The organism is Bradyrhizobium sp. USDA 4341 (genome assembly GCF_054063755.1).
In genome coordinates this window covers 5264530-5284487 of sequence record NZ_JBSSGO010000002.1, presented here as the reverse complement: position 1 = coordinate 5284487, position 19958 = coordinate 5264530, and the positions used below count along the sequence as shown (strand labels likewise).

16 protein-coding genes are annotated in these 19958 nt (G+C 66.4%); 13 read left to right on the top strand and 3 right to left on the bottom strand.

Annotation, left to right across the window (positions count from 1 at the left end):
* Positions 1-35 precede the first annotated feature (35 nt).
* The 13 genes from aroA to ACVIGB_RS30970 all read left to right on the top strand — a co-directional run bounded on the left by aroA (position 36) and on the right by ACVIGB_RS30970 (position 12543).
* On the top strand, positions 36-1373 hold the full coding sequence (aroA, locus tag ACVIGB_RS31030) for a 3-phosphoshikimate 1-carboxyvinyltransferase (RefSeq protein ID WP_171947923.1): 1338 nt from the start codon (positions 36-38) through the stop codon (positions 1371-1373).
* On the top strand, positions 1370-1999 hold the full coding sequence (cmk, locus tag ACVIGB_RS31025; RefSeq protein WP_456719804.1) for a (d)CMP kinase: 630 nt from the start codon (positions 1370-1372) through the stop codon (positions 1997-1999). The genes aroA and cmk overlap by 4 nt, the downstream gene beginning before the upstream one ends.
* A gap of 45 nt (positions 2000-2044) precedes the next feature.
* Complete coding sequence (locus ACVIGB_RS31020) at positions 2045-2314, top strand: hypothetical protein (protein WP_143046785.1); 270 nt, start codon at positions 2045-2047, stop codon at positions 2312-2314.
* A gap of 63 nt (positions 2315-2377) precedes the next feature.
* Positions 2378-4087 carry a 30S ribosomal protein S1 gene (gene rpsA / locus ACVIGB_RS31015; RefSeq protein WP_456719805.1) on the top strand — a complete coding sequence of 570 codons (1710 nt, stop codon included), beginning with the start codon at positions 2378-2380 and terminating at the stop codon, positions 4085-4087.
* A 356-nt stretch (positions 4088-4443) separates the two neighbouring features.
* Complete coding sequence (sppA, locus tag ACVIGB_RS31010; protein ID WP_223971530.1) at positions 4444-5421, top strand: signal peptide peptidase SppA; 978 nt, start codon at positions 4444-4446, stop codon at positions 5419-5421.
* Between the two features lie 174 nt (positions 5422-5595).
* Positions 5596-5925, top strand: a complete 330-nt coding sequence (locus ACVIGB_RS31005; RefSeq protein WP_050426527.1) for an integration host factor subunit beta — start codon at positions 5596-5598, stop codon at positions 5923-5925.
* An 83-nt stretch (positions 5926-6008) separates the two neighbouring features.
* Entirely contained in the window at positions 6009-6395 is a 387-nt protein-coding gene (locus ACVIGB_RS31000; RefSeq protein WP_456719806.1) for a LapA family protein, read from the top strand.
* Between the two features lie 76 nt (positions 6396-6471).
* Positions 6472-7173, top strand: a complete 702-nt coding sequence (locus ACVIGB_RS30995; RefSeq protein ID WP_456719807.1) for a phosphoribosylanthranilate isomerase — start codon at positions 6472-6474, stop codon at positions 7171-7173.
* Between the two features lie 144 nt (positions 7174-7317).
* Positions 7318-8535, top strand: a complete 1218-nt coding sequence (trpB, locus tag ACVIGB_RS30990; protein ID WP_194457488.1) for a tryptophan synthase subunit beta — start codon at positions 7318-7320, stop codon at positions 8533-8535.
* Positions 8532-9368, top strand: a complete 837-nt coding sequence (gene trpA, locus ACVIGB_RS30985) for a tryptophan synthase subunit alpha (protein ID WP_092120778.1) — start codon at positions 8532-8534, stop codon at positions 9366-9368. Before trpB ends, trpA begins: the two co-directional genes overlap by 4 nt.
* Positions 9369-9472: 104 nt before the next feature.
* The gene (gene accD, locus ACVIGB_RS30980) at positions 9473-10414 is read left to right on the top strand and encodes an acetyl-CoA carboxylase, carboxyltransferase subunit beta (RefSeq protein WP_092120775.1); all 942 of its coding nucleotides are present in this window, start codon (positions 9473-9475) and stop codon (positions 10412-10414) included.
* A 95-nt stretch (positions 10415-10509) separates the two neighbouring features.
* Positions 10510-11754 (top strand): bifunctional folylpolyglutamate synthase/dihydrofolate synthase, encoded by a 1245-nt coding sequence (locus tag ACVIGB_RS30975; protein WP_456725037.1) that lies wholly within the window; start codon positions 10510-10512, stop codon positions 11752-11754.
* 48 nt (positions 11755-11802) lie between these two features.
* The gene (locus tag ACVIGB_RS30970) at positions 11803-12543 is read left to right on the top strand and encodes a metallophosphoesterase family protein (RefSeq protein ID WP_456719808.1); all 741 of its coding nucleotides are present in this window, start codon (positions 11803-11805) and stop codon (positions 12541-12543) included.
* A gap of 304 nt (positions 12544-12847) precedes the next feature.
* On the opposite strand, the gene trxA is transcribed toward ACVIGB_RS30970, so the two are convergent.
* The 3 genes from trxA to addB all read right to left on the bottom strand — a co-directional run bounded on the left by trxA (position 12848) and on the right by addB (position 19899).
* Positions 12848-13168: a thioredoxin gene (gene trxA, locus ACVIGB_RS30965; RefSeq protein ID WP_016847387.1), complete on the bottom strand. Its 321-nt coding sequence runs from the start codon at positions 13166-13168 to the stop codon at positions 12848-12850.
* A gap of 114 nt (positions 13169-13282) precedes the next feature.
* Positions 13283-16759 (bottom strand): double-strand break repair helicase AddA, encoded by a 3477-nt coding sequence (addA, locus tag ACVIGB_RS30960; protein ID WP_456719809.1) that lies wholly within the window; start codon positions 16757-16759, stop codon positions 13283-13285.
* Positions 16753-19899, bottom strand: a complete 3147-nt coding sequence (gene addB / locus ACVIGB_RS30955; protein ID WP_456719810.1) for a double-strand break repair protein AddB — start codon at positions 19897-19899, stop codon at positions 16753-16755. The genes addA and addB overlap by 7 nt, the downstream gene beginning before the upstream one ends.
* Between the last annotated feature and the right edge of the window lie 59 nt (positions 19900-19958).

Genomic DNA, 19958 nt, shown 5'->3' with positions numbered 1-19958 from the left:
ATGTGATACCTGCCGCGGCGCGAGAGGACACAATCTTGGCTCATTCCGACACCCCGACCCCGCTGGAATCACGCGCCTGCGGCCCCCTGGCCGGCAAGGTTCGCGTTCCCGGCGACAAATCGATTTCCCACCGCGCCCTGATCCTCGGGGCCCTTTCGGTCGGCGAAACCCGCATTTCCGGCCTTCTGGAGGGCGAGGACGTCCTCAATACCGCCAAATCCATGCGCGCGTTGGGCGCCAAGGTGGAGCGGACGGCGCCCTTTACCTGGTCGGTCTCGGGCGTCGGCGTCGGCGGCTTCGCCCAGCCCTCCGCCCCGCTCGATTTCGGCAATTCCGGCACCGGCTGCCGGCTGGTGATGGGTGCGGTGGCCGGCTGCCCGATCGCGGCCATTTTCGACGGCGACGCCTCGCTGCGTACGCGGCCGATGCGCCGGATTCTCGACCCGCTGGAACTGATGGGCGCCCGGACCAGCGACATCCGGGAGGGCGGCCGGCTGCCGCTCACCCTGCATGGCGCCCGCTATCCGGTGCCGATCGTCTACAAGACCCCGGTCGCCTCGGCCCAGATCAAGTCCGCGGTGCTGCTGGCGGGCCTGTCCGCGCCCGGCATCACCACGGTCATCGAGCAGGAGGCGAGCCGCGACCACACCGAGCTGATGCTGAAGCATTTCGGCGCCGAGATCTCCACGGAGAAGGAAGGCAGCCACGGCCGCAGGATCTCGCTGAACGGCGAGCCCGAGCTGCACGGCGCCGAGGTCGTGGTGCCCGCCGATCCGTCCTCGGCGTCGTTCCCGATCGTGGCGGCGCTGATCGTCGGAGGGTCCGACGTCGTGTTCTCCGACGTGATGACCAATCCGCTGCGCACCGGCCTGTTCACCACCTTGCGCGAAATGGGCGCCTCGATCGAGGAGAGCGATGTGCGCGGCGATGCCGGCGAGCCGATGGCGCAATTGCGGGTGCGGGCCTCGAAGCTGAAGGGCGTCGAGGTGCCGCCGGAGCGCGCGCCGTCGATGATCGACGAATATCTGGTGCTGGCGGTTGCGGCTGCGTTTGCCGAGGGCACCACGATCATGCGCGGCCTGCAGGAGCTGCGCGTCAAGGAGTCCGACCGTCTCGAAGCCACCGCGGACATGCTGCGTGTCAACGGCGTCAAGGTCGAGGTTTCCGGCGATGATCTGATCGTCGAGGGCCGCGGCCACGTTCCAGGCGGCGGCCTTGTCGCCACCCATATGGATCATCGCATCGCGATGTCGGCGCTGGTGATGGGCTGTGCGTCGGATCGGCCGGTGAAGATCGATGACACCGCCTTCATCGCCACCAGTTTCCCGGATTTCATACCGATGATGCGCGCGCTCGGAGCTGACTTCGCATGATCATTGCCATCGACGGACCCGCCGCCTCGGGCAAGGGCACGCTCGGCAAGCGGCTCGCCCACCACTACGGCTACCGCCATCTCGACACCGGCGTGATCTACCGTGCGGTGGCCTATGCGATGATGGCGCAGGGCGCCGACCTCAACGACGAGGCGCTCGCGGTATCAGTCGCGCTCGAGCTCGATCCCGAGAAGTTCGGCAATCCGATCCTGAAGACCCAGAAGGTCGGTGAGGGCGCATCTGTCGTCTCGGCCTTTCCCAAGGTGCGCGAGGCGCTGGTCAACTTCCAGCGCCAGTTCGCCGCCGATCCGCCCGGCGCGGTGCTGGATGGGCGCGATATCGGCACCGTGATCTGCCCGGATGCCGACGTGAAGATCTTCGTGGTCGCCGACCCCCGCGTGCGGGCGCGGCGGCGCACCCTGGAGGCCCGCGCCCGCGGCGAGGACGCCGACGAGGAGGCGGTGCTGGCCGACATCCTCAAGCGCGACGAGCGGGACAAGAACCGGGCCGCTGCGCCGTTGCGGCCGGCGGCGGACGCCCACACGCTGGACAATTCCAATCTCGACATCGAGGCCGGGGTCCGCGCCGCCATCGCCATCGTCGAGGCGGTGCGCGCCGGGCGCTAGAATCGCCGGCATCGGAGGGCCCTTTCGGCCCGAAAACCCAGCAAAATGGGGCATTTCCTGCTTGCCGAAAACGGCTTGCAGGGCTATATCAGCGCCGTTCGGAGCGCCATCGACGATGTCGAGGCCGTGTCTGAGCGGGCCGGCGCCGGGTTTGAGCCCTCGCCGCATCTGGAGGAACGCCCGCTCCCAGGTCTTGAAGTCGATATTTTCGTTTCAGGCTCCCGACAATTCAAACGTACCGAACGTGCAGTTTTACTGCCGGCCCGCTGTTGCACCTCCTGCAATGAGCGGTCGTCAGGGTTTGCGGAACCCTGACACTTCACGCGCGGTGCGCCCATCAACCCGAACGGCCGGCAAGATCCCGCATTTGGAGAACAAATGGCTTCGAATACTGTGTCTTCCTATACCCCCACCCGCGACGACTTCGCGGCGATGCTTGATGAATCCTTTGCCGGCGGCAATCTGCAGGAAAGCTCGGTCATCAAGGGCAAGGTGGTTGCAATTGAGAAGGACATGGCCGTCATTGACGTCGGCCTGAAGACCGAAGGCCGCGTGGCGCTGCGCGAATTCGCCGGCCCCGGCCGTGAAAGCGATCTGAAAGTTGGCGACGAAGTCGAGGTGTTCCTCGACCGGATCGAGAATGCGCTCGGCGAAGCCGTGCTGTCGCGCGACAAGGCGCGCCGCGAGGAAAGCTGGGGCAAGCTCGAGAAGGCGTTCCAGAACAACGAAAAGGTCAACGGCGTCATCTTCAACCAGGTCAAGGGCGGCTTCACGGTCGACCTCGACGGTGCGGTGGCCTTCCTGCCGCGCTCGCAGGTCGACATTCGTCCGATCCGCGACGTTGCGCCGCTGATGAACAATTCGCAGCCGTTCCAGATCCTCAAGATGGACCGCCGCCGCGGCAACATCGTGGTGTCGCGCCGCACGGTTCTCGAAGAGACCCGCGCCGAGCAGCGCCAGGAGCTGGTGCAGAACCTCGAAGAGGGTCAGGTGATCGACGGCGTGGTCAAGAACATCACCGATTACGGTGCGTTCGTTGATCTCGGCGGCATCGACGGCCTGCTCCACGTGACCGATATCGCCTGGCGCCGCGTCAACCACCCGACCGAGGTGCTGACCATCGGCCAGACCGTGAAGGTCAAGATCATCAAGATCAACCACGAGACGCACCGCATCTCGCTGGGCATGAAGCAGCTGCTGGATGATCCGTGGCAGGGCATCGAAGCCAAGTACCCGCTGGGTGCCCGCTTCACCGGTCGCGTCACCAACATCACCGACTACGGCGCGTTCGTCGAGCTCGAGCCGGGCATCGAAGGCCTGATCCACGTCTCCGAGATGTCGTGGACCAAGAAGAACATGCACCCCGGCAAGATCGTTTCGACCTCGCAGGAAGTCGAAGTGCAGGTGCTCGAAGTGGATTCGGTCAAGCGCCGCATCTCGCTCGGTCTCAAGCAGACCATGCGCAATCCCTGGGAAGTCTTCGTCGAGAAGTTCCCGGTCGGTTCGGTGGTCGAGGGCGAGGTCAAGAACAAGACCGAGTTCGGTCTGTTCCTCGGTCTCGAGGGCGATGTCGACGGCATGGTCCACCTCTCCGACCTCGACTGGAAGCTTCCGGGCGAGCAGGTCATCGACAACTTCAAGAAGGGCGACATGGTCAAGGCCGTGGTGCTCGATGTCGATGTCGAGAAGGAGCGCATCTCGCTCGGCGTCAAGCAGCTCGAGGGCGACCCCTTCGCCGAGCCGGGCGACGTCAAGAAGGGCGCGGTCGTGACCTGCGAAGTGCTCGAAGTGAAGGAGAGCGGCATCGAGGTCCGGATTTCGGGCACCGAGTTCACCACCTTCATCAAGCGGTCCGAGCTGGCCCGCGATCGCAACGACCAGCGCGCCGAACGCTTCGCCGTCGGCGAGAAGGTCGATGCTCGCGTCATCCAGTTCGACAAGAAGGCCCGCAAGGTGCAGGTCTCGATCAAGGCGCTGGAAGTTGCCGAAGAGAAGGAAGCCATCGCGCAGTACGGCTCCTCCGATTCGGGAGCGACGCTTGGCGACATCCTCGGCACGGCGCTGAAGAACCGCGGCACCGAAAAGTAAGCATTCGTCTCGTTGAGGCGAACAATCGGGCCCCGGCGCAAGCCGGGGCCCTTTTTGTTTGAACCCATGCTCGTGGCCCGTGGCGGCCAGGATGGCGCAGAGCGAAACTATCTTCTCCTTCCCCCTGAAAGGGGGAAGGTCGGGATGGGGGTCAGCCACAGGCGACGCTCTATACGGAGAGAGTTGATCCCCACCCGCTTTGCTCTTGCGAGCAAAGCGACCTCCCCTTTCAAGGGGAGGTTAGAGCCTTGTTTTCTTCATATTGCGTCGCAATTGATGTATTTGGCTAAGCTGATAGTGACGCTGCGACGGCAAAACGCGCGGATTGCGCGCTGACTATTTTCGGGAGAGATCGGATGTCGCTGGATTCAGACGTGATCGTCGACCGCCGCCGTATCAGGCGCAAGCTGACGTTCTGGCGCGTCGCCGCTGCGGTCATCGCAATCGCGGCCATCGTCGGCGTGGGCGTGATCGCCGCCGGCGGACGCGGCGCCTTCTCGACGTCGAACGCGATCGCGCGGATCAATATCGACGGACTGATCCGCAGCGACCAGGAGCGCGTCGAGGCGCTGGAGCGGCTTGGCAAGTCGAGCTACGCGGCCGTTGTCGTGCACATCAATTCGCCCGGCGGCACCACCGCGGGCTCCGAGCAGCTTTACGACTCGCTGGTGCAGCTGAAGGCGAAGAAGCCGCTCGTCGTCGTGGTCGAGGGATTGGCGGCCTCGGGCGGCTACATCACGGCGATCGCCTCCGACCATATCGTCGCCCAGCAGACCTCGCTGGTCGGCTCGATCGGCGTGCTGTTCCAGTTCCCCAACGTTTCCGAATTGCTCAAGACCGTCGGCGTGAAGATGGAGGAAATCAAATCTTCCCCGCTGAAGGCGGCGCCCAACGGCTTCGAGCCGACCAGCCCGGAGGCCCGCGCTGCGATCGACGGCCTGGTCAAGGATTCCTATGCATGGTTCCGTGGATTGGTGAAGGAACGGCGCGGCATGGACGACGCCTTGCTGGAGAAGGTCGCGGATGGACGCGTCTTCACTGGCCGGCAGGCGGTCGATCTCAAGCTGATCGATCAGCTCGGGGATGAAAAGACCGCGATCGCCTGGCTGGTTGCGGAGAAGAAGGTCAAAAGCGACCTGCCGGTGCGCAATTACAAGCTCAATCCGCGCTTCAGCGACCTGACTTTCCTGCGCACCGCAGCGTCGATGACGCTCGATGCGTTTGGCCTTGGCGGCATCGCGCGACGGATCGAGCAGGGTGGCGTGGCCCAGGCGGTCGACCGATTCGGGCTCGACGGCATGCTGGCGCTGTGGACTCCCGGAGGAACCGACTAGTCGAGAGCGAAAGGCGTACTGATCAGGGTATTCCCGCTCAGCGGGAATCGCCGCATGCCCCAATTGGGCTATTTGTCACGCGATTTCACGGCGTCCTAAATCGATTTAGCGTCTTGACAGTGCACGGCATTTTCACGGAAATGGGTTTCCGCAAGAGCCCGGATCCCATTTTCGATGATCAAATCCGAACTTGTTCAGCGTATCGCCGAGCACAACCCGCACCTCTACCAGCGGGACGTCGAGAACATTGTGAATGCGATTCTCGATGAAATCGTCGCGGCGCTGGCGCGTGGCGACCGCGTCGAGCTGCGCGGTTTTGGCGCTTTCTCGGTGAAGCATCGCCCGGCCCGTGCCGGCCGCAATCCGCGTACCGGCGAGCATGTGCCGGTCGATCAGAAGAGCGTGCCGTTCTTCAAGACCGGCAAGGAAATGCGCGAGCGCCTCAACCGCGACGAGGCTGAGGCGGGGGCCTCCAAGATCGACGCGCCCAAGGCTGATGCTTAAGGCTGACGCTTAGCGCGACGCCCGGCGTTGTCGTTGCTGCGGGCGATGGGCCCGCACTTTCTCCATCGCTGCGAGAAATGGTCATGCGAAAGTTCTTCACGGCAGTGGTCGTCGTTCCGCTCGGGCTGATCTTCATCATCTTTGCCGTCGCCAACCGTCACTGGGTGACGGTGTCGTTTGATCCCTTCAACTCTGTGACGCCGACGGTTGCGGTCACACTGCCGCTGTTCGTCGTCATCATCGCGTCCGCCATTCTCGGCGTGATCGCCGGTGGCATTGGAACCTGGTTCAAGCAAGGGCGCTGGCGCCGCGCCGCCCGGCAGCATGAGGCCGACGCCCGGCACGTCCGCGCCGAGCTCGCCGACCTCAGGGCCACCGCCTCCCGGGACGACGCGCAGCGTCGTTCGGCCCCGGCCCAGCTGGGCTTTTACGGGCCCAATGGGCGAGACAAGCTGGGCGCGACGTTGTAGAACCCGCCCGTCGGACCCGGGATTACCCCCTGTTCCGGACGCCCGAAAACCCGTTTTTGAGACCCGTTTCGAGACCATGCCCCTGCTCGTCAAAATCTGCGGCCTGTCCACGCGCGAGACGCTCGACGTCGCGCTTGAGGGCGGCGCGGACATGGTGGGGTTCGTGTTCTTCCCCCCGTCGCCGCGCCATATCAGCCTCGAGACCGCGCGCGAGCTCGGCAGCCGCGCCAAGGGCCGCGCCGTCAAGGTCGCGCTGACCGTCGATGCCGACGACGCCACCTTGGAAAACATCGTCGAGACGCTGCGGCCGGATATCCTGCAATTGCACGGCAAGGAAACCACCGCGCGGCTGCGCGACATCAAGCAGAAATTCGGCCTGCCGCTGATGAAGGCGCTGCCGGTCGAGACCGCAGCCGACCTCGCCCCGCTGCCGGGCTATGCCGGCGTCGCCGACCGCATCCTGTTCGATGCCCGCGCGCCGAAGGATGCCACGCGGCCGGGCGGTCTCGGCGCGCCGTTCGATTGGCGCCTGCTCGAAAATCTCGATCTCGCGCTGCCCTACATGGTCTCTGGTGGGCTCAACGCCGGGAACGTCGCCGAAGCTGTCCGCGTCACCCGCGCCGGCGGGGTCGACGTGTCGTCGGGCGTCGAGCGCACGCCGGGCGTCAAGGATCCCGAGCTGATCCGCGCCTTCATCCGCGCCGCACGCGCAACCCAACCTTCTTCACCTCTCCCCGTTCACGGGGAGAGGTCGGCCGCGCAACGCGCGGGCGGGTGAGGGGCGCCGCAATGATGATTGAGCGAGTGGAGAAACCCCTCACCCCAACCCTCTCAGAGCGAGCTATGCTCGTCTCGGCCCCGCAAGCGCGGGGCGAGGGAGTGGAAACAGCGCCGCGACGCGGCCAGAAGAACTGATGGTTCGATGAATCAAAACCTGCCCAATTCCTTCCGCAGCGGCCCCGACGAGCGCGGGCATTTCGGCATTTTCGGCGGACGCTTCGTCGCGGAAACGCTGATGCCGCTGATCCTCGATCTCGAAAAGGCCTATGCCGACGCCAAGGCCGATCCGGCGTTCCAGGCCGAGATGAACGTCTACCTGAAGGACTATGTCGGCCGGCCCTCGCCGCTCTATTTCGCCGAACGGCTCACCGAGCATCTCGGCGGCGCGAAGATCTATCTGAAGCGCGAGGAGCTCAACCACACCGGTTCGCACAAGGTCAACAACGTGCTCGGCCAGATCATGGTCGCGCGCCGCATGGGCAAGAAGCGCATCATCGCCGAGACCGGCGCCGGCCAGCACGGCGTGGCGACGGCGACGCTGTGCGCGCGCTTCGGGCTCGAATGCGTGGTCTATATGGGCGCGGTCGACGTCGAGCGGCAGCAGCCGAACGTGATCCGCATGGAGATGCTGGGTGCCAAGGTCGTCCCGGTGCAGTCGGGCGCGCGCACGCTGAAGGACGCGATGAACGACGCGCTGCGCGACTGGGTCACCAACGTGCACAACACCTTCTATTGCATCGGAACGGTGGCGGGCCCGCACCCCTATCCGATGATGGTGCGCGATTTCCAGTCGATCATCGGCCACGAGACGCGCACGCAGATGCAGGAGGCCGAGGGCCGTCTGCCGGACTCGCTGATCGCCTGCATCGGCGGCGGCTCCAATGCGATGGGCCTGTTCCATCCGTTCCTCGACGATCCCTCGGTCGAGATCTTCGGTGTCGAAGCGGCCGGTCACGGGCTGACGCAGCTGCATGCCGCCTCGCTTGCCGGCGGGCGTCCCGGCGTGCTGCACGGCAACCGCACTTATCTGTTGATGGACGCCGACGGCCAGATCGAGGAAGCGCATTCGATCTCCGCCGGCCTCGATTATCCCGGCATCGGCCCGGAGCACGCCTGGCTGCACGAGACCGGCCGCGTGAAATATCTCTCGGCGACCGACGAGGAGGCGTTGGCCGCGTTCCAGCTGCTGTCGCGGCTCGAGGGCATCATCCCCGCGCTGGAATCCGCGCACGCCATCGCAAAACTGTCCGAACTCGCGCCGCAGCGGCCGAAGGATCACCTGATGGTGGTCAACCTCTCGGGCCGTGGCGACAAGGACGTGCCGCAGGTCGGCGACATCTTGAAGGCGAGGAAGAAGTGAGCACCCGTATCGACGCACGTTTCGCCGAGCTGAAGCAGCAGGGCCGCTCCGCTTTCGTCACCTTCGTGATGGCCGGCGACCCCGACGCAAAAACCTCGCTCGACATCCTCAAGGCGCTGCCGAAGGCCGGCGCCGACGTCATCGAGATCGGCATGCCCTTCACCGATCCGATGGCCGATGGCCCGTCGATCCAGGCCGCCGGCCTGCGCGCGCTCAAGGGCGGCATGACGCTGCGCAAGACGCTGGCGATGGTCCGCGACTTCCGCAAGGACGACAACACGACGCCGATCGTGCTGATGGGCTACTACAATCCGATCTACATCTACGGCGTCGAGAGCTTCCTCGCCGATGCCAAGACCGCGGGCGTCGACGGCCTGATCATCGTCGACCTGCCGCCGGAGGAAGATACCGAGCTCTGCATCCCCGCGTTGAAGGCCGGGCTGAACTTCATTCGCCTCGCGACGCCGACCACCGACGACAAGCGTCTGCCGGCGGTGCTCGCGAACACCTCGGGCTTTGTCTATTACGTCTCGATCACCGGCATCACCGGCGCTGCGACGGCCGATTCGAACGCGGTTGCGGAAGCCGTCGCCCGCATCAAGCGGCATACCAAGCTGCCGGTCTGTGTCGGCTTCGGCATCCGCACCCCGGAAACGGCGCGCGCGATCGCCGAGAACGCCAATGGCGCCGTGGTCGGCACCGCGATCGTCGACGTGGTGCGCGCCAATCTCGATGCCGAGGGCCGCGCGACGCCGAAGACCGTGAGCGCGGTCGCGGACCTGGTGTCCGCGCTGGCGCAGGGGGTCCGAGGCGCCAAGCAGGCCGCTGAATAAGCCACATTTTGCGGCAACAAGGCCGCAGACGGCGGCTTGCCGGGTTCGCCCGGCCCGCCATATATCCAGCTGGTGCGGGACCGACCCGCATTTCGGAGCGAACCATGAACTGGCTCACCAACGTCGTCCGGCCGAAGATCCGCAACATCCTGCGGCGCGAGACGCCGGAAAACCTCTGGATCAAGTGCCCGGATTCCGGGCAGCTCGTGTTCTACAAGGACGTCGAGGCCAACCAGTTCGTGATCCCCGGCTCGAACTACCACATGCGCATGGGCGCGGTGGCGCGGCTGAAGTCGATCTTCGACAACGAGACCTGGTTCGACGTCGCGCTGCCTGAGGTAACGGCTGATCCGCTGAAATTCCGCGATGAGCGCAAATATGTCGACAAGATCAGGGATGCGCGGGCCAAGACTGGCCTGAACGACGCGGTCAAGGTCGGCTACGGCAAGCTCGAAGGCACCGGCGTCGTGGTCGCTGTGCAGGATTTCGATTTCATGGGCGGCTCGCTCGGCATGGCCGCGGGTGAGGCGATCGTGCGCGGGCTCGAGCTCGCGGTCGAGAAGAAGTCGCCCTTCATCGTGTTCGCCGCGTCCGGCGGTGCACGGATGCAGGAAGGCATCCTGTCGCTGATGCAGATGCCGCGCACCACGGTCGGCGTGCAGATGCTGCGCGAGGCGAAGCAGCCCTATATCGTGGTGCTGACCAATCCGACCACCGGCGGCGTGACAGCCTCTTATGCGATGCTCGGCGACGTCCAGATTGCCGAACCCGGCGCGCTGATCGGCTTTGCCGGCGCGCGCGTGATCGAGCAGACCATCCGCGAGAAGCTGCCGGAAGGTTTTCAGCGCGCCGAATATCTGCGCGAGCACGGCATGGTCGACATGGTCGTGCATCGCCATGAGATGAAGGCCACGCTGGCGCGGCTGTGCCGCCTGCTGACCAGGGCGCCGGCGCTTGAAACCGCGTCCAAGCCCACGGTCGCCGTCACCGAGCCGGCCCAGATCGTCACGGCCCCGGAGACGGTGCCGGCCGCGCCGCACGCGTGACCGCAAGCGCCGCCCCATCGCAACCCTCGTTCGAGGCGTTGATCGCGCGGATATCGGCGCTGCATCCGAAGCGCATCGATCTCAGCCTCGATCGCATGCGCGGCCTGATGGAGCGGCTCGATCATCCGGAGCGCAAGCTGCCGCCGGTGATCCATGTCGCCGGCACCAACGGCAAGGGCTCGACCATCGCCTATCTGCGCGCGATCCTCGAAGCCGCCGGCCTGCGCGTGCACGTCTTCACCTCGCCCTATCTGGTGCGGCTCAACGAATGCTACCGGCTGGGTGCCACGGGCGGCGGCAAGCTCGTCGGTGACGACGAGCTGCGCACGACGTTCGAGCATTGCGAGCGCATCAATGCCGGCAATCCCATCACCATCTTCGAGATGGAGACGGCGGTGGCATTCTGCCTGTTCGCAAAGCATCCGGCCGACGTGACGCTGCTCGAGGTCGGCCTCGGCGGCCGGCTGGATTCCACCAATGTGGTCGAGACACCGCTCGCCTCGGTGATTGCGCCGGTCAGCATGGATCACATGGAATTCCTCGGCGATACACTGACTTTGATCGCCGGCGAGAAGGCCGCGATCATCAAGCGCAAGGTGCCGGTGATCTCTGCCGAGCAGGCGCCGGATGCGATGGCCGTGATCGAGGCGGAGGCGAGGCGCATGCGCGCGCCGCTGCATGCGGCCGGCCAGCAATGGCATGTCGGCGTCGAGCGCGGCCGGCTGGTCTATCAGGACGAGCGCGGACTGATGGATCTCGCCGCGCCAAAACTGTTCGGCCGGCACCAGTTCGACAATGCGGGCCTCGCGATTGCGAGCTTGCGTGCGATCGACACGTTCAAGCTCAACATCGCGGCCTATGAGGCCGGCATTGTCAACGCGGAATGGCCGGCGCGGATGCAGCGGCTGGTCTCAGGCAGCCTGGTCTGCCAGGGGCCGCAGGGCTCCGAGGTCTGGCTCGATGGCGGGCACAATGCCGAGGGCGGCCGCGTTGCGGCGGCAGCGCTCGGCGATCTCGAGGAGCGCGTGTCGCGGCCGCTGGTCGTGATCACAGGCATGATGGCCAACAAGGATGCCGATGCCTTCCTCGCCAATTTCGCCGGACTGACGCGCCACATCATCGCGGTCCCAGTACCCGGCCGCGACAACGGCATGGCGCCGGACAAACTCGCCGATGCCGCGCGTGCGCTCGGCATGCGCGTCGAGATCGCATCCGGTGTCGACGCCGCGTTGCAACGGCTCGCCACGCTGGCCTACGAGGTGCCGCCGCGTATCCTGATCACCGGCTCGCTGTACCTGGCGGGCCCGGTGCTTGCGGCCAACGGCACGCCTCCTGCATAAGTGGTCCCGCGTCCCGGATGCGGTGCGCATGTGGGAGGACGAGACACCATGCGTTTTGCTGTGATCGCCGACGTCCACGGCAACCATCTCGCGCTTGAAGCCGTGCTGTCGGACATCCGTGCGCACGGCATTTCCGACATCGTCGACCTCGGCGACATGGTGAGCGGGCCGCTCGACGCCCGGCCGACCATCGACATGCTGATGGCGCTCGATGCGGTCCATCTGCTCGGCAATCACGACCGCTATCTGATCGACCGCCCGCACGAGAAAATGGGCTCCTGGGAGCGGTCGACCTATACGCAGCTCGGGCCGCAGCATCTCGACTGGCTGCGCACGCTGCCGGCGAATGCGATCTATCGCGACGAGGTTTTCCTCTGCCATGCGACGCCGCAGGATGACGAAACCTATTGGCTCGACACGGTGCTGCCGGGCGGCGAAGTCTGCATGTCCACGCTGGAATCGATCGAGGCGAGGGCAGCCGACGTGACGCAATCGCTGATCCTGTGCGCGCACACCCATACCGCGCGAGCCGTGCGGCTTCGCGATGGGCGGCTGATCGTCAATCCCGGCAGCGTCGGCTCGCCCGGCTATCGCGCCGGCAAGCCGCATCCGCATGTGGTGGAGGCCGGTTCGCCCGATGCGCGCTACGCGATTCTTGAACAGGTCGGGCGCGACTGGGACGTCACCTTCCGCCACATCCCGTACGACCACGCCGCGATGGCAGCGCTGGCGCGGCAGCACGGCCAGGCCGAGCTCGCCTCGGCACTGGCGACGGGATGGATCAGGTAATCGGTATCTCGTAGCCCGGATGAAGCGAAATCCGGGAAAGTGCCGATTGCGGATGCAGAGTCCCGGATTGCGCTACGCGTCATCCGGGCTACGAGCCCGCCTTCTCCTTCCCCCTGAAAGGGGAAGGTCGGGATGGGGGTCAGCCGCTGGCTCAGCTGTTCGTGGAGAGATCAGATCCCCACCCGCTTTGCTCTGCGAGCAAAGCGACCTCCCCTTTTCAAGGGGAGGTGGGAGCACGTAGCTCCTCAAACAAAACGGCCGGCATGACGCCGGCCGCTTCGCCAATCAGCTAATTCGAAACGGATCAGACTGCTGCGGTGATCCATTGCTGCAGCTTGGCCTTCGGCGCGGCGCCGACCTGACGGGATGCCATCTCGCCGCCCTTGAAGATCATCAGGGTCGGGATCGACATCACGCCGTACTTCGACGCAGTCTTCGGGCTCTCGTCGACGTTGAGCTTCACGATCTTGACCTTGTCGCCCATCGCGCCGGAAATCTCATCGAGAGCGGGCGCGATCATGCGGCAGGGTCCGCACCATTCGGCCCAGAAGTCGACGACCACCGGCCCGGTCGCCTTGAGCACTTCGGCTTCGAAATCGGCGTCAGAAACCTTGCCAACGGCCATGTGAGTACCTCGTTCAGTTGAGACAAAAGGGCGGCTGAGAATCGCGCCCGGGAGCATGGGGCAAACGTATGAATGCCCCCTTGCCGGGTCAAGCTCGCTCACGCCGACATGAACTTATGCCAGCCCGGCGTCCAGCGCGGGGGCGGAAATCTCCATGATTTCAGGCATTTCGGTCCAAAGCAGCGCGGCCCGGACGGGCAGCTGGGGATAAAGCTTCGCCAGCACGGCCCGGTACAGCGCGAGTTGCCGGACATAGCCCTTGGGAGCCTCGGCCGCGGTCTTCGGCGGAGCATGGTTGGTCTTGAAATCGACGATCAGGACGTCGTTTGGCGTCACCACCAGCCGGTCGATCTGGCCCGAGACCAGCGCCTTCGGCTGGCCTGGCCGATCCAGCCGTCCGACGATCGAGACCTCCGCGCGGCTGCCGGGCGCGAACACCGCGGCGAAACGGGGATCGGCAATCAAGTCCAGCACCTGGTCAGCGAACGCGGCTTGCTCCTCGTTGCTCCAGCCGTCGGCATTGCGCGCGAGGTAGCCGAGCGCGGCGGTGCGCCGCCGCTCAGTGGCGATTTCGGGCAGCGATTGCAGCAGGCGATGCACCAGCGTGCCGCGTTGCAGGGCACGGGCGCGCAGCAGCACCGATTCGCCGGTTCGTATCGGGTGGCTGTCGCCATCGGCGGGATCGGACGGGCGCAGCACGCCCGCGGCGGAAGTTTCAGGTGCGGCCGCACTACGGAGCCAGGACGGCAGCGCGATCGGCGCTGCTGCCGTTGAACCGGCGGCGCCGGTGAGATCGGCGACGTCGTCCGGCCGCGAATAGCGCATCACCTTGCCGGCCGGCGTCTCGAGCTCTTCGAGCTTGAGCCCGGAATTGGCGAGCCCCTTGGTGATCAGATCGTACCAGGAGGATTTCCGCACCGTGTTCATGTTGCCGGGCATGCAGCCGCCGACGATCAGCCGGTCGGCCGCACGCGTCATCGCGACATAGAGCAGGCGGCGATATTCGTCCTCGGTGTCGCCGAGCATCGCCTTGCGCGCGTCGGCGACGCCGGGCGGATCCTCGGCCTTCTTGCCGGCCCACACCACCACGCCGGGCGCGTTCGGCGCGGCATTGCCCTGCGGCAGATGGATCAGCCGCAGCCGCTGCGTGTCGGACGGCGAGGTCGTGGTGTCGACCAGGAACACCACCGATGCCTCGAGGCCCTTGGCGCCGTGCACGGTCATCACGCGAACCTCGTCGCGCGAAATCTCCATGTCGCGCTTCACCTCGGTGTCGGCGGCGCGCAGCCAGGCGATGAACCCCTGGAGCGAGGCCGGCGCCTTGCGCTCATAGCCCAGCGCGAGCTCGAGAAACTCATCGAGCGCGTCGTTGGCCTCGTGGCCGAGCCGGCGCAGGATGCGCGCGCGCCCGCCGTCGCCGCCGAGCAGCCAGGCGTAGAACGCGAACGGCGTCTCCTCGGTGAAGCGGCGCTCGCATTGTTCGAGGCGGCGCAACGCGGCCGCGAATCGTTCATCGGTCGGCGCCTGTGCGGCCAGCGCCTCGCGCAGCGAGCCGCGGCGCTGATACGCCAGCTTGAACAGATCGTCGTCGTCGAGGCCGAACAGCGGGCTCTTCAGCGCCACCGCGAGCGCGAGATCGTCCTGGGGCAGCAGCAGCGCGTCCGCGAGGTTCATCAGGTCGATGATCGCGATGTGCTCGGTCAGCTTCAGCCGGTCGGCGCCGGCGACCGGGATGTTGGCGTGCTTCAGTGCCTGGATCACCGCATCGAAGGCGTTGCCGCGCCGCCGCACCAGGATCAGCATGTCGCCGTAACGTAATGGCCGCCGTCCGCCTTCGCTGCCGGTCATGGTGCCGCTGGTGACGAGGCGCTTGATCTCGGCCTGGATGCGCCGCGCGAGTTTTACTTCGGGGCTGGTCACCGAGACGCCGTCGAACGGGGCGCGCCAGCCTTCGATGTCCTGGCGGTCATCGGCCACGGCGAGATCCCAGAGCTCGATCAGGCTGGGGCCGGCGTCAGTCATCGCGTTGTGGATCGGATAGCCGTTCTCGACCGCATGAATGCTGCGGAAGATCTCCTGCTCGCGAAACACATGGTCGACCGAATGCAGGATCACTGGTCCCGAGCGGAACGAATAGGTGAACGACACCGGATCGAATTTCAGCCCGGCCTCCTCGAACCGCCGCTTCAGCTCACGCCGCCGCAGGTCGAATTCGCGCGGCGCGGCGCCCTGGAACGAGAAGATCGACTGCTTCTCGTCGCCGACCGCGAACACCGTGCGCACCAGGCCGTCGCGCGCACCGGCGCCGGAGGTGAACTCCGAGATGATATGCGCGACGATGTCCCATTGCCGCGGGCTGGTGTCCTGCGCCTCGTCGATCAGCACGTGATCGACGCCGCGGTCGAGCTTGTAATGCACCCAGCCCGAGGAGACGCGGTCGAGCATCGCCAGCGTCTTGTCGATCAGATCGTCATAGTCGAGCAACCCGCGTTCCAGCTTCTCGCGCCGGTAGTGCGCGGCCGCCGCGGTCGCGATGTGGATCAACGCCTCGGTGCGGTCGCGCGCGACTACGGCGCGGCGGCGCTCGATCAGGGGACCAAGCCGGTCGACCTCCGCCTCGAACCTGTGGCCTGCGACGGCATTCTTCTTGATGAAATTGTTGGTGACGACAGACGCACGCGGCGCGCGGTCATCGGTCAGGAAGACGCCGAGATATTCATCGACCTGGGCTGCGCCGGTGAAGGTCAGCGCCGCCCGCAGCCGTTCGGCCTGCTTCTGATCCGCCTTGCTGCTGGTGTCGAGCAGCGTGGCCATCTCCTTCCAGCTCGACCGCGGCAGGTTCGGACCGTCGACGATCTCGCGCTCGACATCCTCGATGCGAATATCGGAGGAGACGCCGAGCGCGGCCGACATCTGCGCGGCGGCGGCCGCGGCGCTGCCGGCGGCATCGGTCCAGGCCATGAAATGGTCGCGGCTGAGGCAGGCCTCACGGACCACCTCCTTGAAGGTGACGTCGGCGGCGCTCGCCATCGCCGTCCGCAGCGCGCGGCCGATCGGACTGTCGGGAATCCGCGACGCCTCGAGGAACACCGCGAGATTGGCGCGTTCCATCATCTCGTTCTGGTCGCGGTCGTCGAGCACAGCGAAGCGCGCCGGCACGTTGGCCTCGAACGGAAACTGCTGCAGCAGGCGGGTGCACAGCGCGTGGATGGTCTGCACCTTCAGCCCGCCGGGCGTTTCCAGCGCGCAGGCAAACAGCTTGCGCGCCTCCTTGCGCAGCCTTGTATCTGGATGCGCGATGCCGGATTCGCGGATCGCGACGTTGAGCGCCTCGTCATCGAGCGTCACCCAATGGCCGAGCGTCGCGAACACGCGTTCGGCCATGTTGGCCGCGGCGGCCTTGGTGAAGGTGATGCAGAGGATCTTCTCCGGCGGCACGCCTGACAGCAACAGGCGGATCACGCGCTGGACCAGCACGTGGGTCTTGCCCGAGCCGGCATTGGCCGACACGAAGGTCGACGCCTTCGGATCGGACGCGCGCGCCTGCGCGTCGCGCACCGCTGATGGGATGGGGCGGGGCGCTTTCACCATTCCTCGATCCCCAGGCCGCCGGCCGCGGACCATTCCTTGATGCGCGCGAGGTCGTCATAGGCGCCGTAACGGTTCGCCCACATCGAGAGGTTCAGTGAGGTGTAGGCCTGCTGCTCGTCGTCGAATGCGCGGATCAAGGCTTCCAGCTTGCGCCGCGCGCTGTCGGCGGCTTCATCGGGCGGCTGCGGCGTATCGTTGGTCTTGATCTTCAGCTCCAGCGAACGCTGCTCGCCCGGCGGGTTGTTGCCACTCAGCCTGACATAGACGAGGTCGCCGACCGAGGAATCCGCCGGAATGTCGGCAAAGCCGCCCTCACGCAGGATCGCGGCTTCCAATGTCAGCTGCGGCGACAGGCCCATGCGCACCTGCTTGCCGGTCGGCGGCTGGCCGGTCTTGTAGTCGAGGATCGCGAAGCTGCCGTCGTCGTGCCGCTCGATGCGGTCGGCGCGCGCGGAGAGCGTGAATGTCCTCGTAGCGTCAAGCGGAATGCCGATCTCGCCGCGAATCTCGGCCTTGATCGTGTCGATACTGCCGCGCCGCGCCTGCTCCCATTCGGAAAACCACGCCGCGATACGCTGGAAGCGTGGCCACCACAGCGCGCGCGCTTCGGGCCGCTCCATCAGTGGCGCAAAATGCTTGGCCCCGATATCGCGCAGCGCGCTCTTGATGTCGTCAGGCAGCGCGTCGGCATAAACCTGTGTGAACTCGCCGAGCGATTCGTGGATTGCGGAGCCGCGATCGGCCGCCGACAGCGGCATGTCGACGGGATCGAGCGGATCGAGCTTGAGGATGTAGCGCGCATAGATCGTGTAGGGATCGCGCAGCCAGTCCTCGATCGCAGTGACCGACATTTTCAGCGGCCGCGCCTCGCGCGGTGGCCGCGGCTCCGGTTGCGGGATCGGCTGAACTGAGTCGGGCCGGTCGAGTTCGGCAGCGTATTGCACGTAAGCTTCGCCGGCCGATGTCGCGGCCTTCCAGCGCGCTTCGCCCGCAACCGCTTCCAGCCGATGCAGGAAGCGTGAGGCAACCGCCGGCGCGCCGCCGACCTTGGCCGCATGGGTGAGGATCACCTCGTCATGGCCGAGCAGCTGCGCAAAGTCGTGCGCCGAGAGGCCGATGCGCCGTTCGGGAAGATCGAGCCCGAGCTCGTGCCGCATCGGCCGGCTCAGCCACGGATCGATCCGCGGCGCCGGCGGCCAGACGCCCTCGACCAGACCGCCGAGGATGACGCGATCCGACTCGGTCAGACGCGCTTCGAGCTGGCCGAAGATGTTGAGTTGCGCGCGCGCCGATTCCGGCCGTCGCACCATGCGGTCGGCGAACGCGGTCTGGAACACCTCGGGATAATCGGCGAGCGGCGTCATCAGCCCGCTCGGCTGCTGCTTGGCGAGCAGCTCGTCGAAGGCCGACGCGAGCGAAGCCCCGGCGCGCTCCTCGAACACGATTGCGACGCCGTTCTGGTCGGCCGACAGCGCGATCAGCGCCTCGCGGTGACGCGCGGCCAGTTCGGCGAAGTCATATGGTTTCGAGGACGCCATGCCTTCGAGCGGCGCCAGCGCCGTCTGCAATTTGGTGATCAGGTCCTGGGCCTGGTTGAGCTCATTGTCGCGCAGCCGGGCGCGCGGCTCCATGGCGTGCAGCGATGAGGTCTCGCCGCCATGCAGCTTGACGAGCTCGGCGCGGAAACGGGCGAAGTCGCGCGCGAGGCCGCTGGTCGCAGCTTGCGGCCGCGTGCCGCGGAGCAGCGCGATCTCCAGCACCTCGATCGCGCGCTTCAGCGCGCCATGCGCGCCGCCGAGCCGGAACAGCGGATGCTTCAGCAGCGCGAGCAAGGTCGGCGGCTCCAGCCCCTTGGCCGCGGCCTCCGCGGTGAGGCGGGCGAACACGCCGGGTGGGGTTTCCATCAGCGCATCGCCGCCGGAATCGTCGAACTCCAGTTTCCAGCGCGTCAGTGACGCCATCACGCGACGCGCCAGTGCGCGATCCGGCGTCACCAGCGCGGCCGATTTGCCGAGATGCCGCGCCTCGCGCATGGCGACTGCGATCGCGAGCGCCTCCATTTCCGGATTGGGCGCTTCGACCACGGTGAGATTGGTCATCCCGGCGGAAATCCGCGCCACGATCTCGGGCCGTTCCAGCCGGTCGTGCCATTGCGCGGTCGCGGTCGACGGGCGCATCGTCTCCGACACCAGCACCTCGCGGCCGAGCGGTGTAGGCTGAGCAAGGCTCTCGACGTCGCGGCGCTTGATGCCGAAGCGGTCGAGCAAGGCGTGCATCGCGAATTGCGGGTGGTTGGACGAGGGCGGCGTGGTGAACCTGCCGTCGCCGCCGCGTTCGCCGCCGATCGTGTCCCAGGAATCTTCGTCGAGATCGGTGTCGAGCCCGGGCAGCACCACGGCGCCGTTCGGAAGCTTCGCCACCGCGTGGAGGAATTTTGCGGTGGCCGGCATCGAGCCGGTCGAACCGGCCGCGATCACCGGGCCGGCATGATGCGCCGTGAGGTGCGCCGCCTCCGCCTCGATCAGGAGATCGCGTCGCGCGGCCGGCTCGATCCGACCGATCTCCTTGAGGTAGTTCGGCCATGCATCGCGCGCGATGCGCAGGAAGTCGAGCGAATGCTGCCAGTATTTGTCGAGCTGGTCCGGCACCAGGCGGTCGAGCGCGCGCCAGTCGACGCCGCGCGTCACCATGTCGTCCATCAGCCGCGCCAGATCGCCGGCGAGCTGCAGCGTCGAGGCCGGGCCGCCGACCACCAGCGGCGCCGACACCGGCGTCTTCGCCCAGGCCGCGACCAGATGCGCCAGCGTCAGCCGGCGCTCGAGCTCGCCGAGTCTTGGCGGGATCTCCAGCGGCGCTGCGCCGCCAACGTCGTCGCCCTGGTCGGCGAAAGCGAGCTCGTCCTCATCGATCTCGCCGAGCGCGACGATGCGCGGCAGCACCGCGGCGTCGGAATCGAGCACATCGAGGAAGATCTCGCGCGCCAGCCGTCCGGCGCGGCGGGTCGGCAGATAGAGCGTGGCGCCGGCGAGCTTTGCCGGATCGCTCTGCGCCTCGAATCCCGCGACCAGCCGGCCATCGAGCAGCGCCGAGATGACGGTGCGCAGGAACGGCGCAGAGACGGGAACGCTGAAAACGCGCATGGGCTGCCTGGTTCGAATCAGGCGCCAATATAGGGAGCGGCGGCCGTCGTTAGCCACCC